The sequence below is a fragment of the Modestobacter sp. VKM Ac-2978 genome, from assembly GCF_026968025.1.
Taxonomy (GTDB): Bacteria; Actinomycetota; Actinomycetes; order Mycobacteriales; family Geodermatophilaceae; genus Modestobacter.
The window spans coordinates 43,091-62,213 of the sequence record NZ_JAPVBP010000004.1; the positions used below are offsets into that span (position 1 = coordinate 43,091).

21 protein-coding genes are annotated in these 19,123 nt (G+C 72.3%); 8 read left to right on the forward strand and 13 right to left on the reverse strand.

The window, feature by feature from the left end; all coding sequences use genetic code 11:
* Window positions 1–52: 52 nt before the first annotated feature.
* On the reverse strand, window positions 53–868 hold the full coding sequence (gene fabG / locus O2W53_RS11205) for a 3-oxoacyl-ACP reductase FabG (RefSeq protein WP_269163098.1): 816 nt from the start codon (window positions 866–868) through the stop codon (window positions 53–55).
* Between the two features lie 228 nt (window positions 869–1,096).
* Here fabG and phaZ point away from each other — a divergent pair, with 228 nt between their 5' ends.
* Entirely contained in the window at window positions 1,097–2,338 is a 1,242-nt protein-coding gene (gene phaZ, locus O2W53_RS11210; protein ID WP_269163099.1) for a polyhydroxyalkanoate depolymerase, read from the forward strand.
* Between the two features lie 240 nt (window positions 2,339–2,578).
* On the opposite strand, the gene O2W53_RS11215 is transcribed toward phaZ, so the two are convergent.
* From O2W53_RS11215 to O2W53_RS11235, 5 genes are all read right to left on the reverse strand, one after another.
* The gene (locus O2W53_RS11215) at window positions 2,579–3,802 is read right to left on the reverse strand and encodes an alpha-hydroxy acid oxidase (RefSeq protein ID WP_269163100.1); all 1,224 of its coding nucleotides are present in this window, start codon (window positions 3,800–3,802) and stop codon (window positions 2,579–2,581) included.
* 112 nt (window positions 3,803–3,914) lie between these two features.
* Entirely contained in the window at window positions 3,915–4,637 is a 723-nt protein-coding gene (locus O2W53_RS11220) for an ABC transporter ATP-binding protein (protein ID WP_269163101.1), read from the reverse strand.
* Window positions 4,634–6,448: a branched-chain amino acid ABC transporter ATP-binding protein/permease gene (locus tag O2W53_RS11225; RefSeq protein WP_269163102.1), complete on the reverse strand. Its 1,815-nt coding sequence runs from the start codon at window positions 6,446–6,448 to the stop codon at window positions 4,634–4,636. The genes O2W53_RS11220 and O2W53_RS11225 overlap by 4 nt, the downstream gene beginning before the upstream one ends.
* Complete coding sequence (locus tag O2W53_RS11230) at window positions 6,448–7,323, reverse strand: branched-chain amino acid ABC transporter permease (RefSeq protein ID WP_269163103.1); 876 nt, start codon at window positions 7,321–7,323, stop codon at window positions 6,448–6,450. The genes O2W53_RS11225 and O2W53_RS11230 overlap by 1 nt, the downstream gene beginning before the upstream one ends.
* Window positions 7,324–7,458: 135 nt before the next feature.
* The gene (locus O2W53_RS11235) at window positions 7,459–8,634 is read right to left on the reverse strand and encodes an ABC transporter substrate-binding protein (RefSeq protein WP_269163104.1); all 1,176 of its coding nucleotides are present in this window, start codon (window positions 8,632–8,634) and stop codon (window positions 7,459–7,461) included.
* Window positions 8,635–8,839: 205 nt separating this feature from the next.
* Here O2W53_RS11235 and O2W53_RS11240 point away from each other — a divergent pair, with 205 nt between their 5' ends.
* On the forward strand, window positions 8,840–8,971 hold the full coding sequence (locus O2W53_RS11240; protein ID WP_269163105.1) for a type II toxin-antitoxin system RelE family toxin: 132 nt from the start codon (window positions 8,840–8,842) through the stop codon (window positions 8,969–8,971).
* 178 nt (window positions 8,972–9,149) lie between these two features.
* Here the strand turns inward: O2W53_RS11240 and O2W53_RS11245 are convergent, their stop codons facing one another.
* The 4 genes from O2W53_RS11245 to O2W53_RS11260 form a co-directional block, all read right to left on the reverse strand.
* The gene (locus tag O2W53_RS11245) at window positions 9,150–9,275 is read right to left on the reverse strand and encodes a hypothetical protein (protein WP_269163106.1); all 126 of its coding nucleotides are present in this window, start codon (window positions 9,273–9,275) and stop codon (window positions 9,150–9,152) included.
* A 9-nt stretch (window positions 9,276–9,284) separates the two neighbouring features.
* A complete protein-coding gene (locus O2W53_RS11250) occupies window positions 9,285–11,126 on the reverse strand; it encodes a potassium channel family protein (RefSeq protein WP_269163107.1) in 1,842 nt (613 codons plus the stop codon).
* A 12-nt stretch (window positions 11,127–11,138) separates the two neighbouring features.
* Window positions 11,139–11,525 (reverse strand): DUF6394 family protein, encoded by a 387-nt coding sequence (locus O2W53_RS11255; protein ID WP_269163108.1) that lies wholly within the window; start codon window positions 11,523–11,525, stop codon window positions 11,139–11,141.
* A 182-nt stretch (window positions 11,526–11,707) separates the two neighbouring features.
* On the reverse strand, window positions 11,708–11,857 hold the full coding sequence (locus tag O2W53_RS11260; RefSeq protein WP_269163109.1) for a hypothetical protein: 150 nt from the start codon (window positions 11,855–11,857) through the stop codon (window positions 11,708–11,710).
* 102 nt (window positions 11,858–11,959) lie between these two features.
* On the opposite strand from O2W53_RS11260, the gene O2W53_RS11265 reads away from it, so the two are divergent.
* Together O2W53_RS11265 and O2W53_RS11270 are read left to right on the forward strand one after the other, a co-directional pair.
* Window positions 11,960–12,457 carry a hypothetical protein gene (locus tag O2W53_RS11265; protein WP_269163110.1) on the forward strand — a complete coding sequence of 166 codons (498 nt, stop codon included), beginning with the start codon at window positions 11,960–11,962 and terminating at the stop codon, window positions 12,455–12,457.
* A 105-nt stretch (window positions 12,458–12,562) separates the two neighbouring features.
* Window positions 12,563–12,739 carry a hypothetical protein gene (locus tag O2W53_RS11270; protein ID WP_269163111.1) on the forward strand — a complete coding sequence of 59 codons (177 nt, stop codon included), beginning with the start codon at window positions 12,563–12,565 and terminating at the stop codon, window positions 12,737–12,739.
* Window positions 12,740–13,483: 744 nt separating this feature from the next.
* Here O2W53_RS11270 and O2W53_RS11275 read toward each other — a convergent pair.
* Entirely contained in the window at window positions 13,484–14,200 is a 717-nt protein-coding gene (locus tag O2W53_RS11275) for a CPBP family intramembrane glutamic endopeptidase (RefSeq protein WP_269163112.1), read from the reverse strand.
* Window positions 14,201–14,202: 2 nt separating this feature from the next.
* Here O2W53_RS11275 and O2W53_RS11280 point away from each other — a divergent pair, with 2 nt between their 5' ends.
* Window positions 14,203–14,589 (forward strand): hypothetical protein, encoded by a 387-nt coding sequence (locus O2W53_RS11280; RefSeq protein ID WP_269163113.1) that lies wholly within the window; start codon window positions 14,203–14,205, stop codon window positions 14,587–14,589.
* On the forward strand, window positions 14,586–14,786 hold the full coding sequence (locus tag O2W53_RS11285; RefSeq protein ID WP_269163114.1) for a DUF6186 family protein: 201 nt from the start codon (window positions 14,586–14,588) through the stop codon (window positions 14,784–14,786). The genes O2W53_RS11280 and O2W53_RS11285 overlap by 4 nt, the downstream gene beginning before the upstream one ends.
* Window positions 14,787–14,884: 98 nt before the next feature.
* Here O2W53_RS11285 and O2W53_RS11290 read toward each other — a convergent pair whose 3' ends face one another.
* Window positions 14,885–15,841, reverse strand: a complete 957-nt coding sequence (locus O2W53_RS11290; RefSeq protein ID WP_269163115.1) for a GlxA family transcriptional regulator — start codon at window positions 15,839–15,841, stop codon at window positions 14,885–14,887.
* A 107-nt stretch (window positions 15,842–15,948) separates the two neighbouring features.
* Between O2W53_RS11290 and O2W53_RS11295 the strand changes: the two genes are divergently transcribed.
* Entirely contained in the window at window positions 15,949–16,590 is a 642-nt protein-coding gene (locus O2W53_RS11295; protein ID WP_269163116.1) for an isochorismatase family protein, read from the forward strand.
* 60 nt (window positions 16,591–16,650) lie between these two features.
* Here O2W53_RS11295 and O2W53_RS11300 read toward each other — a convergent pair whose 3' ends face one another.
* The gene (locus tag O2W53_RS11300; RefSeq protein ID WP_269163117.1) at window positions 16,651–17,523 is read right to left on the reverse strand and encodes an alpha/beta fold hydrolase; all 873 of its coding nucleotides are present in this window, start codon (window positions 17,521–17,523) and stop codon (window positions 16,651–16,653) included.
* Window positions 17,524–17,712: 189 nt separating this feature from the next.
* On the opposite strand from O2W53_RS11300, the gene O2W53_RS11305 reads away from it, so the two are divergent.
* A complete protein-coding gene (locus tag O2W53_RS11305; protein WP_269163118.1) occupies window positions 17,713–19,104 on the forward strand; it encodes a WS/DGAT/MGAT family O-acyltransferase in 1,392 nt (463 codons plus the stop codon).
* The last annotated feature ends 19 nt before the right edge of the window (window positions 19,105–19,123 follow it).

Genomic DNA, 19,123 nt, shown 5'->3' on the forward strand with positions numbered 1-19,123 from the left:
CGGATCGGTCAGGTCATCGGCGCAGGGCCGAGGTCGCACCGCTGGAACGGGCTCACATGTCGAGCCCGCCGTTGACCCCCCACACCTGGCCGGTGATGTAGGACGAGGCGTCGGCGGCCAGGAAGTGCACGACGCGGGCGACCTCCTCCGGCTGTCCGAGCCGACCCAGCGGGATCTTCGCCCGGAGACCGGCGACCACCTTCTCCGGAACGGCGTCGAGCATCTCGGTCGCGGTGTACCCCGGCGTCACGGCGTTGACGGTGATGCCGATGCCGTCGGTGTGACCGGCGCGCTGCAGCTGCATCGCCGCCTCGCGGGCGAGGGTCTTCGTGAGCCCGAACAGCCCCGACTTGGCCGAGGCGTAGTTGACCTGCCCGATCCCACCCGTCTCGCCGATCACCGAGGAGATCATCACGATCCGCCCACTCCCCCGCTCGAGCATGTGCGCCAGCGCGGCCTGGGACAGGTAGAAGGCCCCGGACAGGTTGACGTCGATCACCCGTCGCCAGTCGTCGTCGACCATCTTCGCCACGGTCCGGTCGACGGTGATGCCGGCGTTGTTGACCAGGATGTCCAGCCGGCCGTGCTGCTCGACCACCTCGGCGACACACCGGCGGCAGTCGTCCGCGGAGCCGATGTCACCGCGGTGCATGGTGACCTGCCGGTCGGGGAAGGTGTCGCCGAAGCCCTGGGCGAACTTCTCCGCCGCCTCCTGGTTGCCGCTGTAGCCGGCGGCGACGTCGGCGCCCTGGGCGGCCAGACTGCGGCAGATGGCCGCGCCGATCCCGCGGGTCCCGCCGGTCACGAAGGCCACCTTGCCCAGGAGCTTGTCGCCCGTCCTGGTGCCGCTCTCCTGTGTCGCTGTCATCGCGTCCCCCTCGGTCGCGGCGCACCCGCGACTCCTCGGAGCTGGAGCCCCCATGGCTCCACCTGCGCAGCTCCGGGCACGGGCGAGCATGGCCCCGGCCTAGCAAGGCCGTCAACGCGAGACGGGCGAACGGGCGAGTCGACGCGACCCGCCTCGGGGCCACGGATACAGTGACCGATACGTGAGGTGCGTCACCCCGCACCCACTCCGTCGTGAGGACAGGACCGCATGCTCTACACCGCCTACGACCTCCAGCGCCGCATCGCCTCTCCGCTGGTGACCGCGTCGGAGCGGACCGCACGGGCGCTGAACGCGGTGCCGGCCCCGCTCGCCGGGTTGGGCGTCCGTCACGCCCGGGCAGCCTGCGACATCCTCGCCCATGCCCGCCCCACCCACGACCGTCCGCCGTTCGGGATCGACGCCGTCCCGGTAGGCACCGAGATGGCCGTCGTGACGGAGCGCCCGACGCTCCAGACGCCGTTCGCCACGCTCATCCACTTCCAGAAGCCGTCGGTGACCGGGCAGCCACGCGTGCTCGTCGTCGGGCCGATGTCGGGACACTTCACGACGCTGATCCGGCCCACCATCCAGACCCTGCTGGGTGACCATGACGTGCACGTCCTGGACTGGCACAACGCCCGGGACATCCCCGTCGCGGACGGCACGTTCGGGCTCGACGAGTACATCGAGCACGTCATGCAGGCGCTCCGTCACCTCGGTCCGGACACCCACGTCGTCGCGGTGTGCCAGCCCGCCGTCCCCGTCCTGGCGGCTGTCGCATTGCTCGCCGCCGAGGGCGACGTGGCCCAGCCGAGCAGCCTGACGCTGATGGCCGGACCGGTCGACACCCGGGTGAACCCCAACCGGATCAACACGATGGCCGCGACCAAGCCGCTGGCCTCCTTCGAACGCAGACTCATCGACACCGTGCCGGCGCGGTACGCCGGCGCCGGCCGCCGCGTGTACCCGGGCGTCGTCCAACTGACGGCGTTCATGTCGATGAACCCCAAGCGGCACCTGGAGGCCCACCTCCGGCTCTACCTCGACCTGGTGACCGGCGAAGAGGAACGGGCGGCGACGACCCGCGCCTTCTACGACGAGTACGGCGCGGTGATGGACGTCCCTGCGGAGTTCTACCTCGAGACGGTCGGCCGCATCTTCCAGGAGAACCGGCTGGCCACCGGGCGGCTCACCTGGCGGGACGTCCCGGTCGATCCGGGGGCCATCACCAGCACCGACCTGCTCACCATCGAAGGTGCCCGGGACGACATCTGCTCGCCCGGTCAGACCCTGGCCGCGCACGGCCTCTGCACCGGGCTCCCGGACCACCGCAAGCACCAGCACCTGCAAGCCGGCGTCGGCCACTACGGCGTGTTCAGTGGCTCCCGTTGGGAGGCGGAGGTCTACCCCGTCCTCCGTGACTTCATCGCCGACGTCGAGTGCCGGGAGCCGCTGGCCCCCCCAGCCTGAGCTGCCCGCGCACCGGCGGGAGCAGGCGGGCCCGAGGTCCCACACGCTCGCCCCCCGGCACAGGGAAGAGGTCAACTGGATCGGGGCAGTTCCCCATTTCGTACCGCTCGTGGTGCGCGGCCACGCCGAGCCGGCCGCCCGGTGTGCCGTGCAGTACGAGCAGCGAGACGCCGTCCGGAGCGCCGTCCTCGGCTCAGCTGGAGCGGCGGCCGTCCCGGAGGGTGCAGGCCGACAGCTCGTTCACGATCGCAAGCTCACGCGGGCGTCGGTCAGCTCGCCGGTCGTGGTCACTCCGAGCAGCTGCATGGTCCGCTCGTACTCGATGCGCAGGATCGTCAGTGCACGCTGCACGCCGGCCTCACCTCCGGCCATCAGGCCGTAGAGGTAGCCGCGGCCGAGGAATGCGGCCGTGGCCCCGAGGCCGACCGCGGCGGCGATGTCGGCTCCGCTGCGCACGCCGCCGTCGAGGAACACCGCCATCTCGTCGCCTACCGCTTCGCGCACGTGCGGGAGCAGGTCGAGCGGGGCCGGTGCGCGGTCGAGTTGCCGGCCACCGTGGTTGGAGACGACGAGGCCATCGACCCCGATGCCGGCCAGGCTCTGCGCGTCGACGACGTCCTGCACGCCCTTGACGAGGAGCTTGCCGCCCCAGGCACTCCGGATCCACTCGATGTCGGCGAGCGTGACGCCCGGGTCGAACATCGTGTTGATGATCCCGGCCAGGTCGCCCGGAGCGCCGCCGACGGTGGCGAAGGCGAGGGGCTCGCTGGTGAGGAAGTCCGCCCACCAGGCGGGACGGCGCACGGCCTGCAGGGCACTGCGCCATCGCAGCGACGGGGGCATGGTCATGCCGTGCCGGACGTCGCGCAGCCGGGCGCCCGCGACCGGCACGTCCACGGTGAGCACGAGCACGTCCATGCCGGCATCCCGGGCCAGCTGGAGACTGTCCCGGCTGCGGCCGCGGTCCCGGACCACGTAGAGCTGGAACCAGTTCCACCCCTCCGGGGCGGCTGCGGCGACGTCGGTGGCGGTCGTGGTCCCCATCGTCGACAGCGTGTACGGGATCCCGGCCGCTGCAGCGGCGCGGGCGACGGCCGACTCCCCCTCGCGGTGCATCATCCGGGTGAAGCCCGTCGGGCCCAGCACGAGCGGGAGAGCGACGCTGCGCCCGAGCACGTCCGTGCTGGTGGACACGGTGCCGACGTCGCGGAGGACGCGCGGTCGGAAGGTGACCCGGTCGAACGCCTCGACGGACGCCCGGAGCGAGCGCTCGCTCTCGGCACCGCCATCGACGTAGTCGAAGACCATCCGGGGCGCGCGCCGGCGGGCGAGCAGCCGCAGATCGCCGATGTCGGCGGCCTGCGCGAGCCTCGTGGTGGTCGTCGGCAGGGTGGGGACGGGCGGGAGCATCGGGCGCAGCTCGCGCCACCGGGGGCGACGGCGCGGGCCGGCTGTGCTGGTCATGAGAGGTCCTCGTGGTCCGGGCGGGATGGGGACGGGCGGTCGAGCGGGGGCAGCCTGCTACCGGCGTCGCACCACAGCGGCTGCACGTCCGGGGCCGACGGGCCGCCCGCCGTCAACCGCCGCTCTCGACCCCCAGGTACGCCTGCACGACGCGCTCGTCGGCGAGCAGCTCACCGGCCGGGCCGGAGTGCACGACCTCCCCGCTCTGCAGCACGTACCCGTGGTCGGCGGCGCGCAGCGCCCGGCGGGCGTTCTGCTCCACGAGCACGACCGTGGTCCCCGAGGCGCGGATGTCCTCGATGACACGGAACACCTCGGCGACGATCTTGGGCGCCAGCCCCATCGACGGCTCGTCCATGAGCATCACCTTCGGCCCGGCGATCAGGGCGCGGGCGATGGCCAGCATCTGCTGTTCGCCACCGGACAGGGCACCGGCCGGCAGCGCCCGCCTGTCGGCCAGCACCGGGAACCGGTCGTACATGGCGTCGACGGAGCGCGCGCCGTCGGTCCCCGAGTGCCAGCCGCCCATCTGGAGGTTCTCCTCGACGGTGAGCGTGGCGAGGATCTGCCGCCCCTCCGGCACCTGCACCAGCCCGCGGCCCACCAGTTTGTGGGCCGGCGTCCGGGTGATGTCCTGGCCCTCGAAGGTGATCCGCCCGCCGGCCGGCCGCAGCATGCCCGAAACGGCGTTGATGACCGAGGACTTGCCCGCCCCGTTCGCCCCGACCAGCGTCACCAGCGAGCCCTGCTGCGCCTGGAACGAGACGTCCCGAACCGCCTCCACCCGCCCGTAGGTCACCCGCAGGGCCTCCACGGTGAGGATGGGGTCGCTCATGTCGCCTCTCTCGGGCTGGTGTCCGGTGTGTCCAGGGTGCCGGCGTCACCGGTCCGCAGGTTCATGACCGCATCCGGTGGCGCATCCTCGGCCGGGGTCGCGTCCGCGCGGGTTCCCTCGGCGAGCAGGCCGCCGTCCACGTCGTCGTCGTCCGAGCCCAGATAGGCCTCGATGACCGCGGGGTCGGCAGCGATCGCCTCCGGCGCACCGCTGGCGATGACCTCGCCGAAGTTGAGGACGACGACCCGGCTGCAGGTCTGCAGGACCATGCCGACGTTGTGCTCGATGAACAGGATGGTCAGCCCGTCCTGCGCCAGGGACCTGATCAGCTGCGACAGCTGCGCCGCCTCGACGTGGTTCATCCCGGCGGCCGGCTCGTCCAGGATCAGCAGGGACGGGTCGGAGGCCAGCGCGCGGGCGATCTCGAGCCTGCGCTGGTCGCCGTAGGACAGCGCCTCGGCGCGGGTGGCGGCGAGCGAGGTCAGCCCGACCCGCTCCAGGCAGCGGGCCGCCTGCCGCAGCGCCGCCCGTTCGTCCCGGCGCGCCGACGGCAGCCAGAGCAGCCGCCGCAGGAAGCTCGGTCGGCTGACGAGGTGGGCGCCGACCAACACGTTCTCCAGCGCCGACAGCCGGTTGAACAGCTTCGAGTGCTGGAACGTGCGGCTCACCCCCGCCGCCGCGATGCGGTGCACCGGCGTGCTGCCGACCGTCGTGCCGAGCACCGTCGCGCTGCCCGTGCTGGGCGGGACCAGACCGCTGATCATGTTGACCAGCGTCGTCTTGCCGGCCCCGTTCGGGCCGATCAGGCCCACCACCTCGCCGGCCCGGATCTCCAGGTCCACGCCGCGGACGGCGTGCACCCCGCCGTACTCCTTGCCCAGCCCGGCGAGGGTGACCACCGGTTCGCCGGCCGCCGGGTGACGACGACCGGCCAGGCCGGCGGCGTCGTCGTCGGCAGCCCCGGACGGCATGCGCGTCCGGCGTGGGATGAGGCTCGCCAGACCGCCGGGCAGGAACAGGATGACGACCAGCAGCAGCAGGCCGGCGAGGAACGGCCGGATCCAGCCGGCCTCCACCCCGACCGCGCGCTGGACCTCCGGGACGATCGTCTGGAACCCGCTGCCCAGCAGCGGCCCCAGGAACATCGTGGACCCACCGACCACCGCGGTGACCAGACCTTCGACGGCCGCGATGAAGTCGAAGTCGTTGGGGGCGATGAGCCGGACGTAGTAGGCGTAGAGGACGCCGTACAGCCCGGCGACCGCCCCTGCCGTGACGAAGGCGGCGAGCCGGTGGCGGCCCACGTCGATGCCCATGGAGCGGGCGGCCAGCTCGTCCTCGCGGATGGCCTCCAGGGCGCGGCCGTACCGGGAACCGCCCATCCGCCAGAACCAGTAGGCCACCAGCGCGAGCGCGGTCCACGCCATGCCGACGGTGAGGACCCTGGGCACCCCGAGGCCCTGGGCGCCGCCGGTCCACTCCTGGTTGAGCAGCACCACTCGCACCGCCTCGGCGAACCCGAGGGTGGCGATGGCCAGGAAGACCCCGCGCAGGTGCATGGTCGGCAAACCGAGGACGACGGCGGCGAGCGCGCCGACCGACATGCCGATCACCACGGCGATCAGCAGCGCGGGGATCTCGCCGACGTCAGCTCCGCTGGGTGCCAGGGAGGCCCCGGAGAACGCCGCCAGGGAGGCGAAGCCGGCCTGGCCGAGGCTGAGCTGCCCGGCGATCAGGACGGCGTAGAAGGAGTAGGCGAAGATCGCGCCCAGCGCGATGAAGGTCAGGGTGGTGGCGTACTGGTCCAGCATCAGACCTCCCGGACCTTCCGCGCGCCGAGCAGCCCCTGCGGGCGCAGCAACAGGATCACGAACAGCAGGCCGAAGGCGATGACGTCCCTCCAGGACGAGCCGATGTACTGGACGGCGAACACCTCGGCCAGGCCCAGCAGCAGCCCGCCGATGAGCGCGCCGGGCAGCGAGCCCATGCCGCCGACGATGATGACGGCCAGGCCCTTGAGCTCGATCGCCGAACCCATGCCCAGCTGGGCGGTGTTCACGTTGATGGCGAACAGCACGCCGGCGACCGCGCCGAGCGCCGAGGAGATCGCGAAGGTGATCGCGGTGACCCGGTCGACGTCCACGCCGAGCACCCGCGCCGCCGTCGGGTTCTCTGCGACCGCGCGCATCCCCCGACCCAGCCGCGTCCGGGTGACCATGTACGTGAGGCCCACCATGAGGGCGAGGGAGATCCCGAGGATCACCACCTGCACGAGGGTCACCTGAGCGCCGGCGAGCTCGAACCGGGTGTCGGGGAACGAGCCCGGCGGGAAGCGGCGGGTGTCCGGACCGTAGCGCCACTGCAGCAGCGCGACCAGCATGCCGGCGAGCGCGATGGAGGAGATCAGCCCGGCGAAGTGGGCGTCGGCCCGGCCCTTGAGCGGCCGGAACGCCACGCGCTCGATGACCAGGCCCAGGACGGCGCCGAAGACGAACACGATCGGCAAGGCGGCCCAGAGGGACAGCCCACCCCGCTCGACCAGCTCGATGCCGACGAAGGCGGAAGCGGCGAAGACCGCGGGGTGCGCCAGGTTCAGCCGGTCGAGGATGCCGAAGACGAGCGTGAAGCCGATGGCGAACAACGCGTAGATCGAACCGATGAAGATGCCGTTGAGGAGCTGCTGCACAGCGTTGCCTGTTCTCGTCGTGGGTGCCCGGGCACGGTAGCCGAGACGCGCGCCCGGGGCCCCGGTCCGAGGACCGGGGCCCCGGCGGGGTCGCAGCGCGGCGCCGGCCGGTCAGCCGGCGGCGCCGCGTCCGGGTCATTCGAGGACGGCGAACTCGCCGTTCTGGACCACCTGCACGACGGCCGGGTGGTCGGCGTCCCGGTTCTCGTCGATGGAGAACTCACCGAGGACGGTGGGCAGGCCCTCGATCTGCCCCAGCGCCTCCTGGATGTCGTCCCGCTCCGCGGAGCAGTTGGCGCGCACGGCGTGGTCGACCAGCTTGAGCCCGGTGTAGGCCTGAGCGGCGAACTGGTCGGGCTGCGCGCCGTACTCGGCCTCGTAGGCCTCGAGGAACGCCTGGTTCTCGGGGTTGTCGGACGACGAGTTCCAGGCGGCGCCGACGACGACGCCCTCGGCCGCCTCGCCGGCGTCGGACATCAGCTGCGGGTTGTTGAACCCGTTGCCGCCGATGATCGGCACATCGATCCCGAGCTCACGGGCCTGGGTCACCAGCGGCACCGCGGCCTCGATCAGTGCGGAGACGACCAGCGCGTCCGGGTCGCTCTGCTGCGCCTGGGTCAGCAGGGCGCGGAAATCGGTGTCGGACTTGGAGAAGGTGATCGTCTCGCTGACGTTCACGCCCTCCTCCTCGAGCGCGGCGGTGAACGCCTCGTACCCGGACTCGGTGAACGCGTCGTCGTTGCTGTACATGACGACGACGTCCTGGAGCCCGAACTGTTCGGTCGCCTGGGCGATCGTCTGCGGGATCACCGCTTGCTCGGTGAGTGAGTCGCGGAAGATGTAGTCACCGATCTCGGTGACGCCCGCGGCGGTGTTGGAGATGCCCAGCACCGGGACGCCGGCCTCCTGGGCGATCGGGTCGGCCTGGACGGCGGCGTTGGACAGCGTCGGCCCGATGATGAGACTCGCGCCGTCGGAGACGAACTGGTCGAACAGGGTGATCCCCTGCCGGGGATCGGTCTGGTCGTCCTCGATCGTGAGGTCGTAGGTGACGCCGTCCTGCTCGGCGAGCTCCGCGGCGGCCAGCTCCAGGCCGCGCTGCTGGGACTCGCCGTAGCTGGCCGCTGCGCCGGTGAGGCTGAGCACCGCGCCGAGGGGCACCTCGCCCTCGATGGTGCACGATTCGCCGCTGCCCTCGCCGGTCAGCCCCCCGGAGGCGGTGGAGTCCCCACCGCCGTCGCTGGAGGAGCAGGACGCGAGGACGACGACCGCGGCGCCGGCCGCGGCAACGGTGTGGAGCTTGGTGCGCATGTCTCTCCCTTGTCGAGCACGACGACCACGTCGGCCCCGACGAGGCGACCGCGCGTCCCCGGGGGCGGACGGGCGTGCCCGTGCCGCCCGGACGTCGTGGGCCGACCGAGGCGGTCGGCCGGTTACCTGAGTCACAGTAGGCACTTGCTGTTCACGCCTCGGCAGCGGCGGGCGAAGCGTGTGCAGAACGTGATCCACCAGGACCGTGGGACGTGGGCGCATCGCCGACTGCTGGTCCGCCCGCAGAGGTCGGTACCGCGTCGTCTACTCCATCCACGACGACGAAGTGTTCGTACGGGTCTTGCGCATCTCGCACCGAGCTGATGCCCACGACTGACGGTCCGCCTGGCGAGGACCGGATGTCAGCCGACGTCGTCAAGGCGTGTGCGGACGTACCGTGTCGCCCCTCGGACACAGCTTCACCCCGGTGTCCCTGCAGGTCAGGGACTCGGGGTGTCTTGCTGTCGGGGCTGTTGAGGCCCTCGTGATACCGCCGTGATGCCTCGCGCCTGGGATCAGCCCTCGAGCAGCGCCGCGAAGCGGTCGGCCGCCTCGCGCCCCGTACCGGGGTGGTCGCGCTGGTACACGGTGAGCGTGATGGTGGCGCTGGCGTGGCCCAGACGCTGCGAGACCACCTTCACCGGACGAGCTCAGCCCGGTTGGCGCCCAGCGGTCGGCTCCGGCGCGCGGGTGTCCCGGCTCAGCCGGCGCCACACCCAGCCGGCCGGCACTCGGTTCCCGGAGACCACGTACTCCCGGACGGAATCCACCGTCAGCGTGGTCGCGAGCGCGCGGCGGGCGGCGGCCCACCCGGTCAGCAGCAGCTCGTCCCCCGGGGCCAGCAGGAAGTCCGCACCGGGGGTCGGGATCGCCTGCCCGTCGCGCACGACCAACAGCACCAGTGCGTGCAGGGGCCGGTCGCGGTCGTCGGGGTTGCGCAGCAGGTCACCCAGGCGCGCGTCACCGCCGGCGAGCCAGCTCCCGAGCGCCGGTGCCGCCCGAGGGGTCAGCGGGAGCGTCCACAGCCCCTCCAGGTGCCGGCCGCACAACGCGGTGAGGCGCTCCACCAGCTCCGCCGCCCAGGCGTCGCCCTGCCGGGGCATCTCCTGGATGAAACGCCACAGCAGGGGCGTGGCCAGTTGGGCGTACACATCCCGGGCGACCACCTCGGCGGGGACGAGCAGGGTGTCGATCCCCATCGCCGCGAACAGCGGGGCGCTGGCCGGCCGGTTCTGCCGGGCACCGACGAACAGGCCGGGGTTGGCCCGGCGGGCGGCGGCCACGAGGGAGAGATTGGTGATGTCGTTGTCCGTACCCGCGACGAACCCCACCGCGGTCGCCACTCCCGCACGGGCCAGCACGTCCGGGTCGACGCCGTCCCCCACCACGAGGTCGTCACCGGCGTCCTCATCGGCCCCGCCCGATCCCGGGTCGACGACGGTCACCGCGAGGCCCTCCGCGCGCAGGTCCGCGGCCAGCGACCGGCCGAGCCGGCCGTACCCGCAGACCACCCAGCGGCCCTCCCGCGGTGGGTGGCTGAGGGCGGGCAACTCCGCGCCCGGCCCGCGCTCGAGCCAGGTCAGCAGCCGGTAGGTGGCCGGTGCGCGCGCGGCCAGGCACAGGTGGTCGCCGTAGCGGTCGAAGGGGTTGACCACGGAGGGCGAGCCGAAGGCCTGCATCCGCTCGGCCATCGCCACGGACGTGGCCCGGGCGATGACCGGCAGCTCAGGACGGAGCAGGGCCGCGGCCATGACCACGGCGAGGTTGGCCTCGTCATCGTCGGTGAGGGCCACGACCGCCTCGCACGACGGGGAGCCCAGACCCATGACGGCGAGGTGGCCGGGGTCCCGGGCGTCACCGACCAGGGCGGGGATGTCGGCGTGGAAGGAGTCCAGTTCCAGGTCGTCGATCCGCTCGTTCGCGTGGTCGAGCACCACGAAGCGGCGGCCGAGCCCGTCGAGCGCGTGCCCGAGCAGCTCCCCGGCGCGCCCGTAGCCCGCCAGCAGCAGGAACGGCTCCCCCAACCGGCCGACCTTGCGGGTGACGTGCTGGAGGGCCAGCGCGGCGCGGAAGGCGCGGTCCTGCAGCAGGGCCAGCAGCGACCCGATGGCGTACGCCCAGCCGATCACGCTCAGGTAGATCGACACCATCGCCCACATCCGCTGGGCGGGGGTGAACGGGTACGGGATCTCGCCGAAGCCGATCGTCGTCGCGGTGTAGCTCATGAAGTAGAAGGCGTCGAAGAAGCCCATCCGCCACGGCCGGCCGGCCGCGTCCTCGCCGGGGACCAGCGTCAGCCCCAGCACGCTCACCGCGAACACGACGATGAGCACGATCAGGGGGGCGCGCATCCGCCGCAGCACGAGGAACACCGGGGCCGACGCCTCGGCGTGCGGTACGGCGACCTCGGGCGGCGGGAGTCCGCCGGCCCGCCGGCCGTCGTCGTCCCACGCGAGCAGGCGCCACCACATCAGCAGCAGGGGGTTGCCCACAACGCCCTCCGATCACCCGCGGTGGAACGACGCCGTCTCCACGACCAGCAGCACGACCGAGACCAGGTTCGCCAACAACGCCCCACCGGACAGCGACACGATGCTCGCCGTCGTGGCGGCGGTGAGACCGGCGGTGGAGACGTAGGCCGCGTAGCCGAGCACGAGGGCGGCGGCGATGAGCTGGAGGTCGGCGACGAGACTCGTGGCCAGGTGTACCGCGCCGAGCTGCGTGCGGTCGCCGAACTTGAGCACGGTCGCGATGAGGTTGACGACGACCGCGGCGAACAGCTCGTACCGGTTGTGCACCGTCGGGTCGTCGATGTCGCCGAGGAAGAACCCGAAGTTCAGGGTGGCGGCGAGCACGACGAAGAACCCGAACACGACCTTCTCGAGGTTCACCCCGCCCCCCCCATCGCCGCCGACCGGGGCCGCCGCGCGCCGCTGCGGAACGTGTCCCGGCGGCATCGTGCACCCCCGGCGGGGTCCGGCGCAGCAGCAACCGCCCCGCCGCCGATCATCTGCACCGGTCGACACGGTGCCGCACGGTCCCGGCACATGCCGCCCAGTGGACTCATGCGCCATCACCGCACCAGAGCCTCCAGGTCACCGACGACCTCCGACGGATCAGGCATGGTGGCGATCTCGGCGGCCACCTCGCCGGCCGTCGCCCGCAGCACCGGATCCGTCGCGAGCCGCTCCAGCGTGGCGGACGTCAGCTCGTCGAGCGGCACGGCCCGTGATGACGCTGCGCGGGGGCCGGAGGTGACATCGTCATGCGAAAGACGTGTGATCACGCACTGGGCTGGAACTCCCTGGCCCGGTGGCATGGGTGCATGAACTCCGACTTCGTCGAGGACCTCATCATCCAGCTCACCGAGTTCGCCGCCGGACTGGAGCAGTGGCAGCAGGTCGGCACGCTCCTCCTCTTCGGCATGATCCCGTTCGTCGAGTCCTACCTGGGCAGCTTCATCGGCACCATCGTCGGTGTCGACCCGCTCCTGGCCGTGCCCGCCGCCGTCATCGGCAACATCGTGGCCACCTTCCTGACCATCGCCCTTGCCAGCGGTGTCCGAGATGCGGCCACCCGGGGCCGGTCGGGCAAGGCGCCGTCCAAGGGCAAGCGGAAGGTCGCCAAGTACTTCGAGCGTGTGGGTGTTCCTGGCGTCTCACTGCTCGGAGCGGTCCTCCTGCCCACGCAGATCACCGCGCCGACCCTGATCGCGCTCGGAGCACGCAGAGGTGCCGTCTACGTGTGGATGGCCATCGCGATCACCGTCTGGGGCATCGCCTTCGGGTTCTTCGGAGACCGCGTCGTCGCCTGGTACGGCTGAGCGGTCGCCTGGTACGGCTGAGCGGACACCACGCTCGATGTCCAGCGCCTCGACCGGTTCGATCCCTTGCGTCGATCCGGCCCCGACACCGAGGACCATGACCGCGTGGCCTCGAAGTGGCGGGCCACGACGTCCGGCATGCGGTTCGCCGCCCCGAGGATGAACTCGGCGACCTCCGCGATGCCTTCCTCGCTCCTCAGGTCGATGGCGACGTCGGCCGACTGGCTGACCTTGCTCTTCCGACGCCCGTTCGTCGTCGCCTCCTGGGCAACGGTCAGCTGAACCGGGGGCAGTCCTTGGACCGCGCCCGCGGCGCTGCTCATCACCGCGGCCGTCGACGGACCGTGTCGTGCCCCTCCGTGGGCGGTCACCGGTGACCGCGCGTTACCGATCGGGTGACCGAGCGTCCGCCTGGGGTCGATCAGTGTCGTGCCGAGTGGCCTGACGCAGCCAGCCGGCCCAGACCTCAACGGGGGTCGGGCGTTGCGGCAGACGGCCCATGGGACGGTGCGACGAAGGCGCAACTGCCGGCGTGATCCTGTGACTCCTGGCAGACGCGGCCGGTGTGCAGGTCTGTCATGCCGCAGTGGCCGGCAGCCGCGGCCGACTCGTCGATGCTCGCGTTGTGCAGGTCCAAGCGCTCGGCGTCGGCCGGTCGCGGTGCTGAGCTGGTCATGAGGTCCTCGAATCAGGTCGGGAAGAGGCGGTCGGGACCGACGAAGCGCGATTCGGGTCCGAGCGGAGCACGGGACTCCGACGAGAGTCCCCCCTGGCGGGGCCCGGCGACAGGGCCTTCGGTCCCTGCCCGCGACCAGGGAACTCTCCTGGCCGGGACTGCGGCGGCCACCCCGGGCAGCTCCGGACCGATCCAGATCAGGCGTCGAACCGCAGGCGTGTGCGGAGGTACCGAATCGCCCCTCGGACACCAGATCGAACCCTGACAACCCAGGGCCGTGGGGGTCCTGTCGCTCCTGGCTCCGGTACGTCCGGTCTCGGATGAGCCGCAGCGGACGCCCCCGCTGGGGCTCAGCCGAGACGGTGGGCGGCGGTTGCAGCCAGCGCACCCAGACTGTTCGTCGCCAGATGGAGGAGGACGGGGGCCAGCAGGCTGCCGCTCCGGAGGCGCAGCCAGGCGAAGAGGACCCCCGCTGCCGCCGTGAACGTACATCCGAGCAGGACGGCGACGACGAGTCCCGCAGACCCGTCGATCAGGGTGTTGGCAGTGGCCGCGCTCAGCGTGGGACGGATGTGCCAGATCCCGAAGAGGACCGCCGAGACCGCGATGGCCGCACGCGGCGCCGCCACCCGCATCAGCGCCGCCAGCAGGACGCCACGGAAGGCCATCTCCTCCCACAGGACGGTGCCGAGCGGGATCCGGACCAGCACCTGGTAGGCGACCTCTGCGGAGCTGGCACCGGCGAGCCGTGCATCTGCCAGGAGGGGGCGGACCGGCGAGGCCATGAGGCCGGCCGCGTAGCCGGCGGCGACCACGGCGGAGCACGCCCCGCCCCATCGCAGCCCTGCTCGGGCTCCACGCGGATCGAGGCCCAGTTCCTTCCAGGTGAGGCCGACGAACCGAGCCCCCACGAGGAGCAGGCCCGTCGCCGCCAGATTGACCGGGACGTAGGACTGCGGGTAGCCCGGCGTCCGGGTGATGACGACGTTGTTCCAGGCGGCGAGGAGCACGGCGACAGCGGCGGCGAACAGGAGCGCGCCCCGGCGGCCTGCTGGTCGACCATGCACGCGTGAGGTCTTCCCCGTTCGCGCGCCGGCTCACCTTCGCGGCCATGGCGCTGTCCTGCGTCGCTGCCGTGATGGCCTGGGGTGAGCTGTCGGTGGGCGCGCTCGTCGTGATCGGCGCGGCCGGGACCGCCGTCGTCGTCGTGGCGCTGGTCCGGCAGTCGGGCGAGACCGCCCCATCAGTGGGGCGACGAGGGCTGCCGTGGCTCGCCCTCGTGACCGCCGCCGTGTCCTGGGAACTCGTGACGCTCGCCGACGACGAGCTGCCGACGGCGAGCGATCTCGCGGATCCCTTCCTCGCCGAACCGCTGCTGCGCGGCGCCGCCACCGTGTGCTGGCTGGCCGTCGGGGCCTGGCTGCTCGATCGTCCGCGCCGCCGGCCACAGCGATGACCAACGGCGTCCTGCTGAGCGCTGCCGGCTTCCTGGGGCTGCTCGTCGTCGGTGCGGCGATCGAGGTCTGCGCCCGCCTCGGACTCGGTCCGGCCACCGCGGGCCGAGCTCTGGGCGCCGCCATGCGGACGACGCCCGGCCGCGCAGTCGTCCTGCTCACCTGGCTCTGGCTCGGCGTGCACTTCCTGGCGCGTTGATGCGGTCGGACGGTCCCTCGGGTTGCGGGTCGGCCGAGCAGTGAGCGAGTCAGCTGTACGGCGGACGGGAGAGGCCCGGGGCGCTGCCACGACGGGCGTCACGCACCGTCTGAGATGCGGAACCGCTGCCGGTAGGACGTGGGAGTGGTGGCGTAGGCCGCGGTGAAGTTCTGGCGGAGGGTCACGGCGCTGCGGAAGCCGCACGCGCGTGCTGTCCGCTCGATCGACCAGGTCGTGGTCTCCAACAGCCGCCGGACCTCCTCGAGTCGCTGGGTCAGGACCCAGCGGGCGGGGGTGGTCCCGACCGCTTCGGTGAACCGGCGGGTGAAGTTGCGCCCGCTCATCCGGGCGTGGCCGGCCAGCTGGTCGACCGCCAGGTCCCGGTCGAGGTTGGCCAGCGCCCAGTCCATGGTGGCGCCGATCGGGCCTCCCCCGCCCGGTTCGGGCACGGGCCGCTGGACGAACTGGGCCTGGTCTCCGTCGCGATGCGGCGCCACCACCAGGTGCCGGGCCAGCGTGTTGGCCGCAGCGCTCCCGAGGCGGGTGCGGACCACGTGCAGACAGGCGTCCAGGCCCGAGGCGGTGCCGGCTGACGTGAGGACGTCGCCGTGGTCGAGGTACAGGGCAGAGGCGTTCACCTGCACCGCGGTCCGCCGCTGCTGCAGCAACGGTGCCGCCGCCCAGTGCGTGACGGCGCCCCGGCCGTCGAGGAGCTCGCTGTCGGCCACCGGGAACGCGCCCAGACACAGTCCGACGACGGTCGAACCGTCGTCGTGCGCACGGTTGACCAGTTGGACCAGGTCGTCGCTGGCTGGCCGGAGATCAGCCGGCCAGGAAGGCAGCACCACGATGTCGGCGCCCGACACGACCTCAGGTCCCGCGACGTCCTCGACGCGCAGACCCTCAGCAGTGCGGATGCCATGCCCATCCTGCGTCCACACGGAGGTCTGCCAGCCGGACGCCAGGCCGAGCCGGGAGGCCTCACCGAACACGAGCAGAGGTGTGGCCAGGTGGAACATCGTCATGCCGTCGAAGGCGTGCACCGCGATCTTCACTCTTGTCCTGATCTCATCGACTGTCGTCAGTTCAGCCACTCACGGTATGCCCAGCGCGGCGGGCACCCTGATGGGCGTCGACGCCGTCCAGCCAGGGAGTACGAGCCATGTCCGCCCCCCGCCGTGCCCTCGTCGTCATCGACGTGCAGAACGACTACTTCGATGGACCGCTGGAGATCCAGTACCCGCCGCGCGAGGACTCCCTCGCCCGCATCGTGAGCGCCATGGACGTCGCCGCTCAGCACGAGCTCCCGGTGGTCGTGGTCCGGCACGAGCTTCCTGAGGGGGCGCCGGTCTTCGCGGCCGGCTCGGCCGGGCAGGCGCTGCACCCGGACGTCGAGAAGCGCACGACGGACACGTCCAAGCTGGTGACCAAGAGCAACGCCAGCGTCTTCTCCGGCACCGACGTCGCGTCCTGGCTCGCGGACAACGGGCTCGACTGCATCACCTTGGTCGGGTACATGACCAACAACTGCGTCATCGGCACCGCAGCCGCCGCCGAGGACCTCGGGATCGCCGTCGAGGTCCTCTCCGACGCCACCGGCGCCATCAGCATCGTGAACGACGCCGGCAGCGCCTCCGCTCGGCAGGTTTACGAGACCCTCATGGCGCTGCTGAACTCCAACTTCGCCGCCGTCGCCACCACCGCGACGTGGACCAGTGCCGTCGAGCAGGGTGAGGCCTTGACCAGCAGCGACCTGGGGACGTCCGCCGTCCAGGGCCGTGCCGCCTACGGCGCCACGCCGTAGGCGCCTCCCGTCACGCCCGGGCGGGCGGTGCTCCCGCACCGGGCAGCCGCGGCCCGGTGGTCACTCCCGCAGGGCCGCGTGGACCTCCTCGGCGTGGTCGAAGACGAGGAAGTGCCCCTCACCGGCGAACCAGTGAGCCGAACAGTTCGGGAGCATCGCACTGAGCACCTGCCCGAGCGCCACGGGCACCAGCCAGTCCTGCGTCCCGTGCCAGAGGTGCACGCGCTGACGCACGCTGGACAGCGGGAAGCCCCACGGCCGGAACAACAACGCCCGGTCTTGGGCCAGCGACGAGGACCCCTGGCGCAGCCCCTCGGTGAAGGTCTCGGACAGCACCTGTCGGACGTCGGGCCGACCGAGCAGTCGCCGGTCGGTCGCGTTGAGCCGCAGCTGCAGGTAGCGCGGGATCAGCGCCGGCCGCAGCGCGATCGGCGCGAAGACCGGCTGCAGGAACGCCGCCGCCACGCCAGGCCGGTGGACGGCGTCCCGCACCCGTCCGGGCACCCACTGCGGCCAGGGCCACGGGACGTCGGGCGGCGGCGCCCCGCCGAGGACGCCGACGGCCCGCACCCGCTCTCCGAAGACGTGCGCACAGGCCAGGGCGTAGGCGGCGCCACCGGAGAGGCTGAGCACGGCGAACCGGTCGACGCCCAGGTGGCTGAGCAGCTCGTCGACGTCGTCGGGCCAGTCGAGCACGCGGCGGCCGGGTTGCGGGTCCGAGCGCCCGAAGCCGGGACGGTCGGGGACGACGAGGCGCACGCCCCACCGTCGGTAGGTCTCGCCGTCCGGGACGTGCCGCTCCAGCCGTGAGCTCGGTGAGCCGTGGCAGGCGAGCACCGGCCACCCGTCCGGGTCGCCCCACTCGGCGTACGCGAGCGCCCGGCCGTTCCGCAACCGGATGCTGCCCTCCCGGTGCCCCGCTGCGCCGCTCACGCAGCCTGCTTACCCCGCCCGGACGCTCAGCCGCACCTCACAGGCAGGAGCGATGGTCACCGGCGCTGGCGGACCGCGCCTCACCTTGCCGGCCGGTGGCGGGGCTCCTAGCGTCGGCCCACCCGAGGACGTGCGCGCGCCTGCCGGCGGGCCCTCTCGAGGGGCAGCGAGGAGCTGATCGTGGACCGCATGAGCGCGACCGACGCCGGGTTCTTCTACGCGGAGAGCGAGAACACGCCCATGCACGTGGGCTCGGTCTCGGTGTTCGAGGGGCCGGCACCGTCCTACGGCGACGTGGTGCGGCTGCTGGTGAGCAAGCTGCCCCTGGTGCCCCGCTACCGGCAGCGGGTGCGTTCGGTGCCGTTGGAGCTGGGCCGCCCGCTGTGGGTCGACGACGAGCACTTCCAGGTGCTGTACCACGTGCGGCACACCGCGGTGCCCAGGCCGGGTGACCGCGAGCAACTGCGCAACCTCGCCGGGCGGGTGCTGGGTCAACGGCTCGACATGAGCAAGCCGCTGTGGGAGGTCTGGCTGGTGGAGGGCTTGGAGGAGGACCGGTGGGCACTGATCCTCAAGGTCCACCACTGCATGGTCGACGGCGTGGCCGGCGCCGACCTGATGCAGCTCCTCTTCGACTCGAGCCCCGACGCCGTGCACGGCGACCCGCGGGACTGGTCGCCGCAGCGCAGTCCCTCGACGCTGGCAGTGGTCGCCGGTGCGGTGCAGGACGCCGCGCTGCGGCCCACCCGGCAGCTGCTCGCCGCCCCGGGCGTGGTCGGGACGGTGAAGGGGCTGGTCAGCACCGGCCGGGGCCTCGCCGCGGAGATGCCCACCCTGGCCCGGCAGCTGACGACCCCCGTCGCCCGGGCGCTGAACGGGCCGATCGGACCGCACCGCCGGTGGGCGTGGGCGGAGACGCAGCTGGCGGAGGTCAAGCGAGCTCGCACGGCCCTGGGCGGCACGGTCAACGACCTGGTGCTCACCGCCATCACCCGCGGCTTCCGCGATCTCCTGCAGGGCCGGGGGGAGCTCGCCGACGGCCTCGTCGTGCGCACCATGGTGCCGGTGTCGGTGCGCACCGAGGGCGAGCGCGGCTCGCTGGACAACAGGATCTCCGCGGTCTTCGTCGACCTGCCGGTGGCCGAGCCGGACCCCCGCTCTCGGCTGGCCTCCGTCCGGGAGCAGATGGACCACCACAAGTCCGCGCTGCAGCGGCTGGACACCCGCTCGATCATCGGGCTGGCCGACGTCACCGCCCCCGGCCTGCTCGCCTTCGGCGTGAAGGCAGGCACCCGGGCCGGGCAGTGGTACGCGCAGGCGGTGACCACCAACATCCCCGGGCCGCGGGTGCCGCTGTTCGTACTGGGCTCCCGGATGCTCAACTCGCACGCCTACGTGCCGATCTCCAGCGGGATCCGACTCAGCATCGGCGTCTTCAGCTACGTCGACGAGATGACCTTCGGCGTCAACGCCGACTTCGACGCCTTCCCCGACGTGGACGTCCTCGCCGAGGGGATCAGCGCGGGCATGGACGAGCTGTGCGCCCTGAGTGCGGAGCCGGCCGCCGGCACGGCCGGCTGACCCGCGGCGGCGTCCCCGG